At 61.4% G+C, this 12,148-nt stretch carries 12 protein-coding genes; 6 read left to right on the top strand and 6 right to left on the bottom strand.

The annotated features are described in order from the left end of the window. Positions 1–273 precede the first annotated feature (273 nt). From FQ192_RS11620 to rtcA, 3 genes are read left to right on the top strand one after another with little or no spacing between them, the layout of a single operon-like run. A complete protein-coding gene (locus tag FQ192_RS11620; RefSeq protein ID WP_149658757.1) occupies positions 274–1,500 on the top strand; it encodes an RtcB family protein in 1,227 nt (408 codons plus the stop codon). Between the two features lie 5 nt (positions 1,501–1,505). Continuing rightward, the gene (locus FQ192_RS11615) at positions 1,506–2,294 is read left to right on the top strand and encodes a nucleotidyltransferase domain-containing protein (RefSeq protein WP_149658756.1); all 789 of its coding nucleotides are present in this window, start codon (positions 1,506–1,508) and stop codon (positions 2,292–2,294) included. A gap of 8 nt (positions 2,295–2,302) precedes the next feature. Next, positions 2,303–3,334 (top strand): RNA 3'-terminal phosphate cyclase, encoded by a 1,032-nt coding sequence (gene rtcA / locus FQ192_RS11610; RefSeq protein ID WP_149658755.1) that lies wholly within the window; start codon positions 2,303–2,305, stop codon positions 3,332–3,334. 16 nt (positions 3,335–3,350) lie between these two features. Here rtcA and FQ192_RS11605 read toward each other — a convergent pair whose 3' ends face one another. From FQ192_RS11605 to FQ192_RS11585, 5 genes are all read right to left on the bottom strand, one after another. Next, positions 3,351–4,112 (bottom strand): DUF4239 domain-containing protein, encoded by a 762-nt coding sequence (locus FQ192_RS11605; protein ID WP_149658754.1) that lies wholly within the window; start codon positions 4,110–4,112, stop codon positions 3,351–3,353. Between the two features lie 119 nt (positions 4,113–4,231). Beyond that, complete coding sequence (locus FQ192_RS11600; protein ID WP_149658753.1) at positions 4,232–4,645, bottom strand: VOC family protein; 414 nt, start codon at positions 4,643–4,645, stop codon at positions 4,232–4,234. A gap of 151 nt (positions 4,646–4,796) precedes the next feature. Next, positions 4,797–5,393, bottom strand: coding sequence for a hypothetical protein (locus FQ192_RS11595; RefSeq protein WP_256672262.1), 597 nt, complete (start codon positions 5,391–5,393; stop codon positions 4,797–4,799). Between the two features lie 65 nt (positions 5,394–5,458). Continuing rightward, positions 5,459–6,055: a TetR/AcrR family transcriptional regulator gene (locus tag FQ192_RS11590; protein ID WP_149658751.1), complete on the bottom strand. Its 597-nt coding sequence runs from the start codon at positions 6,053–6,055 to the stop codon at positions 5,459–5,461. After that, on the bottom strand, positions 6,042–6,893 hold the full coding sequence (locus FQ192_RS11585; RefSeq protein WP_149658750.1) for a 3-hydroxybutyryl-CoA dehydrogenase: 852 nt from the start codon (positions 6,891–6,893) through the stop codon (positions 6,042–6,044). The genes FQ192_RS11590 and FQ192_RS11585 overlap by 14 nt, the downstream gene beginning before the upstream one ends. A 166-nt stretch (positions 6,894–7,059) precedes the next feature. Here FQ192_RS11585 and FQ192_RS11580 point away from each other — a divergent pair, with 166 nt between their 5' ends. Together FQ192_RS11580 and FQ192_RS11575 are read left to right on the top strand one after the other, a co-directional pair. Next, on the top strand, positions 7,060–8,100 hold the full coding sequence (locus tag FQ192_RS11580; RefSeq protein ID WP_149658749.1) for an AraC family transcriptional regulator: 1,041 nt from the start codon (positions 7,060–7,062) through the stop codon (positions 8,098–8,100). Beyond that, complete coding sequence (locus FQ192_RS11575) at positions 8,097–9,911, top strand: ABC transporter ATP-binding protein (protein WP_149658748.1); 1,815 nt, start codon at positions 8,097–8,099, stop codon at positions 9,909–9,911. Before FQ192_RS11580 ends, FQ192_RS11575 begins: the two co-directional genes overlap by 4 nt. Here FQ192_RS11575 and FQ192_RS11570 read toward each other — a convergent pair. After that, on the bottom strand, positions 9,908–10,864 hold the full coding sequence (locus tag FQ192_RS11570; protein ID WP_149658747.1) for an alpha/beta hydrolase: 957 nt from the start codon (positions 10,862–10,864) through the stop codon (positions 9,908–9,910). The two genes, FQ192_RS11575 and FQ192_RS11570, sit on opposite strands and share 4 nt — an antisense overlap. A 343-nt stretch (positions 10,865–11,207) precedes the next feature. Here FQ192_RS11570 and rbsK point away from each other — a divergent pair, with 343 nt between their 5' ends. Continuing rightward, positions 11,208–12,137, top strand: a complete 930-nt coding sequence (rbsK, locus tag FQ192_RS11565) for a ribokinase (protein WP_149658746.1) — start codon at positions 11,208–11,210, stop codon at positions 12,135–12,137. The last annotated feature ends 11 nt before the right edge of the window (positions 12,138–12,148 follow it).

The following is a 12,148-nucleotide window of genomic DNA, read 5'->3' as shown; positions in this document are numbered from 1 at the left end:
GAGTCGGTGAAAGGCACGAATGCCGAATGGCTGTACATCTAACGACCGGTTCAGTCCGGTGCGCGGCAACGCGCAACAGTCATTCACTTTTGTCGTGCCACCTATTTGAAATTTTGGCAGCGAATGCCACAGGTACTACATCGTGTCGCGGGTTCGACTCCCGCCCCGGTAACGGGTAGCTCAGTTGGTAGAGCATATGTGCCTGTATCCCCTGGTCGCTGCCGGGTATTGGAACAACGCCGGATAATCGGCCAAAAGAAAAGAATAGAGATCATGCAAGAACATACCTACCAACTGCTGGAAGTCGCCAACGGCAAACCGATCAAGCTCTGGACCGAAGGCGTCCCGGTGGAACGCGAAGCCCGCGAGCAGTTGATGAACACGGCGAAGATGCCGTTCATTTTCAAACACCTGGCCGTGATGCCGGACGTGCACCTGGGCAAGGGCTCGACCATCGGCAGTGTGATTCCGACGGTGGGTGCGATCATTCCGGCGGCGGTCGGCGTCGACATCGGTTGCGGCATGATCGCCGCGCGTACTTCGCTGATGGCCGCCGATTTGCCGGACAACCTGCACGGCCTGCGTAGCGCCATTGAGCAAGCGGTGCCCCACGGCCGCAGCTCGACCCGTTCGCGCCGGGACAAAGGCGCCTGGGACGAGATCCCCCGACAGGCCGATCACGCCTGGGCGGCGCTCGATCCACGGTTCAAGTTGATCACCGACAAGTATCCGAAGCTGGCTAACACCAACAACCGTGGGCATCTGGGCACGCTGGGCAGCGGTAACCATTTCATCGAGGTCTGCCTGGATGAAGCCAACCGGGTCTGGTTCATGTTGCACAGCGGTTCCCGTGGGGTCGGCAACGCCATTGGCAACCTGTTCATTCAACTGGCCCAGGCGGATATGCGCCAGCACATCGCCGACTTGCCGGACCGCGACCTGGCGTACTTCGAAGAGGGCAGCCAGCACTTCGATGACTACGTCGAAGCGGTGGGTTGGGCCCAGGATTTCGCCAAGCAGAACCGTGCGTTGATGATGCAAGCGGTGATTCAGGCGACACGGCAAGTGATCAGCAAGCCGTTCGAGGTGGCGTTGGAGGCGGTGAACTGCCATCACAACTACGTGCAGAAAGAGCGGCATTTTGGTGAAGAGATTCTGGTGACCCGCAAAGGCGCGGTGTCGGCGAAGAAGGGCCAGTTGGGGATCATTCCGGGGTCGATGGGGGCGAAAAGCTTCATCGTTCGCGGCCTGGGTAACGAGCAATCGTTCTGCTCCTGCAGCCACGGCGCCGGCCGCACCATGAGCCGGACCAAGGCCAAGAACACCTTCACCCTTGAAGATCAGATTCGCGCCACCGCGCACGTGGAGTGCCGCAAGGACGCTGCCGTCATCGATGAAATACCGATGGCCTACAAGGACATCGACAAAGTCATGCACGCCCAGCGCGAGCTGGTTGAAGTGCTGCACACCCTGCGTCAGGTGGTGTGCGTAAAAGGATAGGGAACATGGACAACTATGAAACTCACCCGCTGGCGCCCGAGATGCGCGCCCGGGTGTTACAGGAGCTTGAAAGGATAGAGCGCGAGCGTAACGTCAGCGTGCTTTACGCCTGTGAGTCCGGCAGTCGCGCCTGGGGCTTTGCCTCGACCGACAGCGACTATGACGTGCGCTTCGTCTACGTGGAAAAACCGGAGTGGTTCGTCCAGGTCGATACGCCGCGGGATGTGATCGAGCGGCCGCTGGACGATGAACTGGATGTCAGTGGTTGGGAGCTGCGCAAGACCCTCGGGCTGTTGCGCAAGTCCAATCCGACGCTGCTGGAATGGCTCGATTCGCCCCTGGTGTATCGCAGCGAAACGGCCGCGACCCTGCAACTGCGTGAGCTGGCCGAGGCGTTCTACAGCCCGCCGGCCGCGCGCAATCATTACCTGTCGATGGCCCGGAAAAACTTTCGCGGCTACCTGCAAGGCGAGAGCGTGCGGTTCAAGAAGTATTTCTACGTGCTGCGTCCGTTGCTGGCGGTGCGCTGGATCGACCAGGGCCGGGGTCGCCCGCCGATGACCTTCGCCGACTTGCTCAGCACCGTCGACGACCCGGCTCTGCTGGATGAAGTCGCCGAATTGCTGGTGCTTAAGCGCAACGCCGATGAAAGTGCCTACGGCCCACGTCGACACGCGTTGCACCAGTTCATCGCTACGGAACTGGAGCGCGCAGTGCCTAAACTGCCGCGCACCCAGGAAGACTCCCGGCTGTTGGATCAGTATTTGAGAGACACGGTAAAGCGTTACGCCTAAGGATGAACATGAAACAGGAAGTGATTGAACTGGACGGCGCGATGGGCGGCGGTCAGGTACTGCGCAGTGGCTTGAGCCTGTCGATGGTGACCGGTCGGGCGCTGCAGATTAAGAACATTCGGGCCCGGCGCAGCCGTCCCGGTTTGCTGCGCCAGCACCTGACGGCGGTACTGGCGGCGGCCGAGGTCTGTGGCGCCACCGTGCAGGGCGCGGAGTTGGGTTCGCAGGTGTTGTCCTTTGAACCGGGGCCGATTCGTGGCGGCGAATTCAGCTTCGCCATTGGCACGGCGGGCAGTTGCACACTGGTGTTGCAGACACTGTTGCCGGCCTTGTTGCTGGCGCCGCAAGCCAGTCGTGTACGGATCTCGGGCGGTACGCATAATCCATTGGCGCCGCCCAGCGATTTCCTTGAGCGCGCCTGGCTGCCGCTGCTGCGGCGCATGGGGGCCAAGGTTGAGTTGCAACTGATTCGCCACGGGTTTGTGCCGGCCGGTGGTGGCGAGATCGAAGTCTTCATCCAGCCTTCGCAGCTGCGACCGCTGCATCTGTTGGAGCGCGGCGCGTTACTGGCGCAGAGCGCTTCGGCCCTGGTGGCGGGCCTTGCGCCGCAAGTGGCTGAGCGTGAACTGGAGCGGGTCGGCAAACGACTGGGAATGGCGCCGAAGGTGTTGCATTGCGTCGCGCTCGATCAGGATCGGGGGCCGGGCAATGTCCTGCTGGTGGAATGCGTGTTTGAGCACGTCACCGAAGTGTTCAGTGGTTTTGGCCAAGCGGCCCTGCGTGCCGAGAAGGTCGCCGATGGCGCCATCGACCAGGCTGCGGATTGGCTGAACAGCGCCACCGCCGTGGCCGAGCACCTTGCCGATCAGTTGCTGCTGCCCATGGCCATGGCGGGCGGCGGCAGCTTCACCACGCCGCGCATGACCGAGCATCTGCAAAGCAATATCGCGGTGATCGAGCGTTTTCTGCCGGTCACTATCGATTGCACCGTGGAAGGGGACAGCCGGCTGTTGGTTGAATGCAAAAGCGTGAATCAGTGACACCGCTCGCCACAGGCTACTGCCCCAACCGCTCCATCGTATGCAGCATCGGCTCCAGCGACACACTGATCAACCCGTCCAGCGGCCGGTTCAGCTCTTCAACCAGCAGGATCGTCGCCGCCGCGGATGCGGAGCACATCATCAGCACCACCACAATCGTGCCATTGCGCGGGGCGAACAAACCGAACGAGCCAAAGATGATCGACAGCCAGGTGATGAGAATCACCAGCATGACCGGCGGGATCGACTGGTTGGCTTGTAGCATCGTCAGCCAGCGGGCGGCGAACACGGCGTCCATCATCTGCAAGGCCGAAGCCTTGAGGGTGCGTTGACTGTCGGTGTCGGGGGCGAGCGCGGCGACTTGCTGTTGCAGGGCTTCGGAACGGCTGATCGCTTCGGGGCTGTCGAGCATGGCCAGTCGGGAGGAATCCCGCGATTGCAGGACTTGCACGATTTGCGCGTAGTTGTGCTTGAGCTGTGTGCGGATGGGTTGGGTTTGCGGGCCATAACGTGCCAGCAAACGGTCGAACTCGACCACTTTGGCCGCCGCGCCTTCCAGCTGTGCATTGGTGGTTTCGAACGTGCCTTTGGCCGAAGACACGAGCAGGCCCAGCACCAGCGCCGACATGGTGGCGATCAGGCCGGTGGCGAGTTTCAGGACGGCGACCGAATCGTCGCTCAGATGATGCGAAGGCAATCGCTGCCGCACGTACGAGCCCACCAAGGCACTGCCGAACAGGCAGGTGAACACGATCAGTGCGATCAGCAAATGATTCATTCGACCTCCGTTGACGCAACGCGGGACGGCGAGTTGACGGTAGCAGATGGTCTTGGACTTGCCACAGAGCCTGGTTCAACGAGCCCAACCTTTTCAGGTTGGGCTTTTCTATAAGCGATTTACTGATCCTTCTCGCAATTGACCATCCACGCCACGCCAAACCGGTCCACCAGCATCCCGAAGCGGGCCGCCCAGAAGGTCGCCTCCAGCGGCATTTGCACCGTGCCATCTTCCGCCAGTGCGGCGAAGACGCGCTCGGCTTCGGCGATGCTGTCGACGTTCAGCGAGATCGAGAAACCGGCCATGTCGTCAGTGGGGCGGTCGGGGGTGGTGTCGGAGCCCATGATCACCTGGTCGCCCACCGACAGGCGGGTATGAATGATCAGGTTGTGGTAATCCGCCTGGACGTGTTCCTTCGCTGGGGTTTCGCCAAAAGTCATCATGGCGTCGAGGGTGCCGGGCAGGGCTTTGGCGTAGAAAGTGAAGGCGGCTTTGCAGTCGCCGTTGAAGATCAGGTAGGGATTGATTTTCATTGTGTGCTCCCGGTAACCGAGTGGCGCTGGAGGCCAGGACGGCCTCCAGCTTCAATAGGGTTCGACCTCAAACAGCAAAGCGTTAGAGGCCGGGTTCTGCCGGGTTTGTTCAGACGTTTTTTCTATAGATCGGGCGCCGCTTATTGCTCGATCAATCGACGATGACGCGTTCTTTGCCAATGCAGATGGACAATTGCTGGCCGGCCTTGTTGAACGCGCAATAGGGGAGCGGCTTCTCTGTGTACTTGGCGAGAGGCACGCCGATAAAAAAGGCGCCCAGCAGGACAGCGGCAATGAATTGCACTGGCATTTGCTCTGGATCCGGTACGCGGTTTTTGAGTTTTTCACGCGCGTAGAAACCGGTGCTGAGCACAATCACGCCGATGATCATAAAGGAGCCAATCTCATGTTCGCTGATGCTGTAGATCGCATTTCCTGTGTCGTTGTCCGGGTAGTTCAGTTGCCACCAGGCGCCGATGCCCATCGTCAGCAGGCCGGAGCCGATCCAGCCGTAGATCGCGCCGGGCAGGCGTAACAAAATCGCGACGATCAGTCCCAGCGTGGCCACGCCCCAGCCCATTAAATACAGCTCGGTGGCCATGCCTCCGCCCATGAAGGTGCCGCCGACATTGAGAGGCTTCATCAACTGCCAGTTGAAGAAAGCCACATGCAGAATCAAAACGAGTACAACGAGCCAGCAAACGGCGTGAAAGAGCCCTGAGACGAGGGTATTGCGGCGCGAGAACACACGAAATCCTTTTTGTGTTTTGAGGGGGCGCCAGTATGCCGTGGGTACTGGCACGTTGTATCGCCTCAAGCCACTGCGCGTGGCACCGAAGGCCGCAGCAAACGCTCGACAGCGCCACTCACCAGGTTTTCCAGCAGCTCATCTCGCTCCGCGTCACCCAGCGCATGCTGCGTCAGCCAACCGGGCGCGCTGTTGAGTAAATTCGCAATCGCGTGCCCGGCCGCCAATTGGCCCTGTTCGCTGAGCCGCAACTTGGGGCCCAGCATCTGCAACAACCGACGTTCATATTGCTCGCGCAGTTGCCGAACCCGTTGCTGCTGATCTTCATTCAGACAACCGCTGTCCCGCTCCGCCAGCCGGAAGTGCCAGGGCATTTCCCGATGCAGATTCAGGTGCGCCTGAATCAGGCTGGGCAGCATGCCGCGTTTGGCTTTTTTATCCAGGCGCCCAAGCGTGGCCAACAACTCTTCGTAGAACTCTTCGATCAAGTCCGCCAGCAAGTGCTGCTTGCTCGGGTAATGGTGATACAGCGAGCCCGGGGCGAGCCCCAGGCAGGTGGCGAGTTCACGCATGCCGACCTGGCCGAAACCCTTGCTGGCGAACAGCTCCAGCACCTTGTCCCGGTATTCGGCAAAGCGTTCACAACGCTCAGGCATAGGCATGGAAGCCGCGCCCCGTTTTGCGTCCCAGGTAACCGGCGGCGACCATCTCCTTGAGCAGCGGCGCCGGGCGGTATTTGCTGTCATTGAAGCCGTCGTAGAACGCTTCGAGAATCGCCAGCACCGTGTCCAGGCCAATCAAATCCGCCAGGGCCAACGGGCCGATTGGCTGGTTGCAACCCAGGCGCATGCCGGCATCGATGTCGTCGACGCTGGCCAGGCCTTCCTGAAACACCAGGATCGCTTCGTTGATCATTGGCACCAGGATCCGGTTCACCACGAAGCCCGGACGGTTGCCGGCGGTGATCGCGGTCTTGCCCAGCGTCGTGGCCATGTCCAGCGCCAGGGCGTGGGTCGCGTCGCTGGTTTGCAGGCCGCGAATCACCTCGATCAACCCCATCACCGGCACCGGGTTGAAGAAGTGCAGGCCGATGAAGCGCTCGGGCTGGCTGACGCTGGCGGCGAGTTGGGTAATCGATAACGAGGACGTGTTGGACGCGATCACGCACTCGGCGCTGACCTGCGCGGCAATCTGTTGCAGGACGCGCAGTTTCAGGTCGAGGTTTTCAGTGGCGGCTTCGATCACCAGTTGCACGTCCTTCAGGCTGGCGTAATCGGTGCTGGTGCGGATCTTGTCGAGGGCGGCGCGTTTCTGTTCTTCGCTCAACGTCGCCTTGGCGATCTGTCGATCAAGGTTCTTGCCGACGGTCGCCACTGCCTTTTGCAGGGCGCTCTCGCTGATATCGATCAGGGTCACGCTGAAGCCCGCCACCGCGCAGACCTGCGCAATCCCGTTGCCCATGGTGCCCGCGCCAATCACGCCGATGTGTTGCAGATTCATGCTGGAAGTCCTTGCGATCAAACCCGTCGATACCTTGGCCGCCACAACGGCCGAAGGCGTACTATGGCCGCGAGTCTAGAGCGGGCAGGGCGCTTGTCCTATGCCACAACTGTTCAACGGCACTGGTGTTTTTTGCCAGTCAGGCAATGGGGAGCAAAGCGTTCACATGCGGGAAACGGATTCAGTGGCGGCCTACTTCGTGCGGGCGATGATCCATCGGCTGGCGGACAACCCCCAGCGCCTGACGGCGGTGTTGCAACAGGCCAATATCGCCCCGGCGCTGCTCGACCAGCCCAGCGCTCGGGTGCCGGCCAGCGCCTTTGCCGCGTTGTGGCTGATCCAGATTCGCGAACTCGACGACGAATTCTTCGGTCTCGACCGCCACGGCATGCCGCCGGGCAGTTTCGCCCTGATCTGCCGAGCGTTGATTCAGGAACCCGACCTGCACAAAGCCCTGCGCCAATGCCTGGCCAACTTCGCCCTGTTCCTCAGCGACTTTCGCGGCACGCTGACCGTGCGCGGCAAACGTGCGGTGATCAGCCTGCAAACCGGCTCGACCGACAGCGATGTCAGCCGCCTGGGCGAAGAAACCTTCCTGGTCTTGATGATCAGCCTGCTGTGCTGGCTCGGCGGACGGCGCATCCCCATCGACCGCGCCGACTTTCGCCATGCCCGCGTCTCCCTCAGTGACGACCGTTTGCTCTGGGGCCCCAACCTGACCTTCGGCGCCGAACGCACCGAAATCGAATTCGCCAGCCACTACCTGCGTCTGCCTGTGGTTCAAGACCTGGCCTCCTTGAAAGTGTTTCTACGCACCGCGCCGCAGTGGCTGGTGATCCGCTTCCGCAACCAGCACGGCCTCGCGTCCCAAGTTCATCAGCGCCTGCGCAACAGCCATTACAGCCAATGGCCGACCCTGCAAGCCTTCGCTTTGGAACAACACCTGAGCCCCAGCACCTTCCGCCGTAAACTGGAGCGCGAGGGCTGTTCGTATCAGGAGATCAAGGACGAAGTACGGCGCGGCGTGGCGTTTGAGCGGTTGCGTGAAAGCAGGGCGAGCATTGGGGATATTGCCGAGCAGCTGGGGTTTCAGGAGGCGAGTGCGTTTCACCGAGCGTTCAAGAAGTGGACGGGGGAGAGTCCGGGGCGGTATCGGGCGCGGTTTCAGGGCGAATCCTCCAAGCCCCCGGCGGAGTGTGCTGAATGAGCGCGGCAGTTAACCGTTTCGCCGCTCTGCTCGACCAGGCAAAACGCGCCTTGCAATTGGTCTGGGGCACCTCCCGCGGATTATTCCTCGGCCTGGTCCTGGCTACCCTGATCGCTGGCGTGCTCCCCGCACTGGCCGCCTGGCTCGGCCAACGCATAGTCGACGCGGTGGTGTTCGCCATGCAGTTACACGCGCAGCAGGGCAGTGCGCCGTTGTGGCCGGTGGTGCGTTATGTGTTGTTTGAGGCGGGTGTGCTGGCGTTGTTGTCCGGGACGCAACGGGCGTTGTCGGTGCAGCAGTCGCTGTTGCGGGTGCAGTTGGGGCAGAAGGTCAACACGCTGATTCTGGAGAAGGCCCAGACGTTATCGCTGGTGCAGTTCGAGAACTCCGAGTTCTACGACAAGTTGGTGCGGGTGCGGCGCGAAGCTTCGACCCGGCCGCTGGCGTTGGTGATGAAGTCGTTGGGGCTGATCCAGAACCTGATTGTGCTGATCAGTTTCGGCGTGCTGCTGGTGCATTTTTCGCCGTGGGCGCTGGTGTTGCTGGTGGTCGGTGCGTTGCCGGTGTTTTTTGCCGAGGCGCATTTTTCCGGGGATGCGTTTCGGCTGTTCACCCGGCGCGCGCCGGAGAGTCGGCAACAGAGCTACATCGAAACGCTGCTGTCCCATGAGAGTTACATCAAAGAGGTCAAGCTGTTCGGCTTTGCGCCCTTGCTGTTGAAGCGTTATCGCGACACGTTCAAGCGGCTTTACGCCGAAGACAGACGCCTGACCTTGCGCCGCGATGGCTGGGGTTTTGTCCTTGGGCTGCTGGGCACCGGGGCGTTTTACCTGGCGTATGCCTGGGTCGTGGTCGACTCCGTGCATGGCCAGATCACTCTCGGGCAGATGACCATGTACCTGGTGCTGTTCAAACAGGGGCAAACCGCCGTCAGCAGTAGCCTCAGCGCGATCAGTGGTCTGTACGAGGATGGCCTTTACCTGTCGGCCCTCTACGAATACCTGGCCGAACCGGTGGTCAGCGATACCGGCCATTTGACCGTGGGTGTGGTGCCCGGCGATGGGCTGCGTTTCGAGAACGTGGGTTTTCGTTATCCAGAGGCCAGTCGTGCGGCGCTGGAGGGCATCGACTTGCACCTGGTGCCGGGCCGAAGCGTGGCACTGGTGGGTGAGAATGGTTCGGGCAAGACCACGCTGATCAAACTGCTGACCCGGCTGTATCGCCCCGATCAAGGGCGCATCCTGCTGGACGGCAGCGACCTGCAAGACTGGGAAGAGGACGCGTTGCGGCGGCGTATCGGGGTGATTTTCCAGGACTACATTCGCTATCAGTTCTCCGTGGGGGAGAACATCGGCGTTGGCGACACCCTGGCCTTCGACGATGAACAACGCTGGAAAGAAGCGGCGGCCGAAGGCATGGCCGCGCCGTTTATCGAAGGGTTGGATCGCGGTTATGCCACGCAACTGGGACGCTGGTTTGCCGGGGGCCAGGAACTGTCTGGCGGGCAGTGGCAGAAGATTGCCTTGTCCCGTGCCTACATGCGTCGTGATGCCGACATCCTGATCCTCGACGAGCCGACCTCGGCCCTCGACCCGGCGGCGGAAGCGGCGGTGTTTGCGCATTTCAGCGAGCACACCCAGGGCCGCATGACGCTGCTGATCTCCCACCGTTTTTCCAGTGTGCGCAACGCCGACCACATCATCGTGCTGGATCAGGGCGCGATCCTGGAGCGTGGCGATCACGACAGCCTGGTGGCGGCGGGCGGGCGTTATGCGCAGCTGTTCGATTTGCAGGCGCGGGGTTATCGCTAGGCCTTGCGGGCACCTTGAGTAACTGTTGGCCCGGCGACCTGTGCCGGCTTGGCTTTCATCAGGTTGTCGATGGCCTGGCGATACTGACTGCCACCCAGGCTCATGCTGTTGTTGTGCGTGCCGCCGGGTATCAACAACAGGCGCTTCGGCTCGTTGGCGGCGTTGAACAACTGCTGGCTGAAGCGCGACGGCATGAATGCATCGGCCAGACCGTGGACCACCAGCAAGGGCATGTCGATGTCGGTGATCTTGTCGATGGAATCGAATTTCTGTGACAGCAGCCAGCGCACCGGCAGGGATTTCACTGGCAGGTTTTCGTCGGCCACTTGCGCGACGGCATCCCCCAGCGTGGTGAAGGTGGATTCGATCACCAGCCCGCGCACCGGCACCGCGACGTGATCCTTTTTCGCCTGCGTGGCCAGGTCTGCCGCGAGGTCAATGGCCACCGCACCACCTAACGAGTGACCGTAGATCAGGCGTTTGTTCGGGTCCGGTTGCATCGCCTTGAAGCGCTCCCAGGCGACCCGGGCGTCTTCGTAGACGCTGGCTTCCGACGGCAGATCGCCCTTGCTCTGGCCAAACCCGCGGTAGTCGATGGCCAGCACCGAATAGCCCATGGCCCGCAATTGCTCGATGCGAAACGCCTGGCCGGTGAGGTTCCAGCGCACACCGTGCAAATAGAGGATCGACGGCGCATCACGGCGCGCGGCCGGCCACCACCAGGCATGCAGGTTTTGATTGCCCTTGAAGCTGGCAGGCTTGATGTCGAATTCCTGAACGTCCTGCGGCAAGCCGCGATACCACCCGGCCGTGCCCGGCTCGATCCGAAACAGCAACTCGCGCTCTTTGTACTTGAGCACGCCGCAACTCGCCGGCAAACCGACAATTAGCAGCGCCATGCACAACGATGAAAACCAGCGCCGACGCAAGTGGCTCATGAGGGGAGTAAGCATCCAGCAGTCCAGTCGATCAGGGGAAAGCACGGGTTTTAACAGATGCGCGTGGGGGAGGGGAATTATTTCGATGGTCGTGTGTGTTGCAGGATCATTCGCCGCAAGTCCCCTGTAGGAGCGAGGCTTGCCCGCGAAGGCGTCGGGACAGTCAGCATCGATGTCGCCTGACACACCGCCTTCGCGGGCAAGCCTCGCTCCTACAAGTGAATTGGCGCAAAGCCATTCGTCTTTGCTTGTCTACTCGCTCAATAAAAAAGATTGAATAATCACACCAAATGTTATTTAAATAACAAAACAACAGCGCCGACGTCAGTCAGGCAAGCCGTATCAAGGTGGGATAGCAATGAGCAAGATCGCAGTCATCGGCAGCAATATGGTGGATCTGATCACCTACATCGACCGCATGCCGGCCCAGGGTGAGACGCTGGAAGCGCCGGGTTTTGCCCTCGGTTGCGGTGGCAAGGGCGCCAATCAGGCGGTGGCGGCGGCCAAGCTGGGGGCGGATGTGTTGATGCTGACCAAGGTCGGCGACGACATGTTTGCCGACAACACCCTGGCCAATTTCCAGCGCTTTGGCATCGACACCCGTTACGTGCAGCGTGTGCCCGGTGTGTCCAGCGGCGTGGCGCCGATCTTTGTCCAGGCCGATTCCCACAACAGCATCCTCATTGTCAAAGGCGCCAACGCCCATCTCGCCCCGGCGGATATCGACGCCGCCGCGCCAGCCCTGCGCGAGTGTTCGCTGATCGTGCTGCAGCTCGAAATCAATGTGGAAACCGTCTACCACGCCATCGAATTCGGTCGCGAACACAGCATCCCGGTGCTGCTCAACCCGGCACCGGCCTTGGCGGGCCTGAGCCGTGAACACCTGGCGCAACTGGATTTCCTGGTGCCCAACGAGTCCGAACTGGCGCTGATCAGCGGCCAAACCGTCGACTCGCCTGAGTCCGCGTTGAAAGCCGCCAAGACCCTGGTCGCCAGCGGCATTCGCCACGTGATCGTGACCCTCGGCCAACAAGGCGCGCTGTACGTCGGCGAGGAGGGCGAGTTCCAGATTCCCGGCCTGCGCGTCAACGCCCGCGATACCACTGGCGCCGGCGATGCCTTCATCGGTTGCTTCATCCAGCACTGGAGCCGCGACCGCGATATCCGCGCCGCCATGACCCAGGCCGTGGCCTATTCCGCGTGCTCGGTCACCGGTCTCGGCACCCAGACTTCCTACCCGGACGCCAGCGCGTTCGCAGCATTCCAGCGCCCATTCGGCACCCTTTAAAACCCCACCCG

It is taken from the genome of Pseudomonas sp. ANT_J12 (assembly GCF_008370045.1).
Lineage (GTDB): Bacteria > Pseudomonadota > Gammaproteobacteria > Pseudomonadales > Pseudomonadaceae > Aquipseudomonas.
Note: the sequence above shows the minus strand (reverse complement) of the source record. Positions and strands in the feature narration are given on the sequence as shown.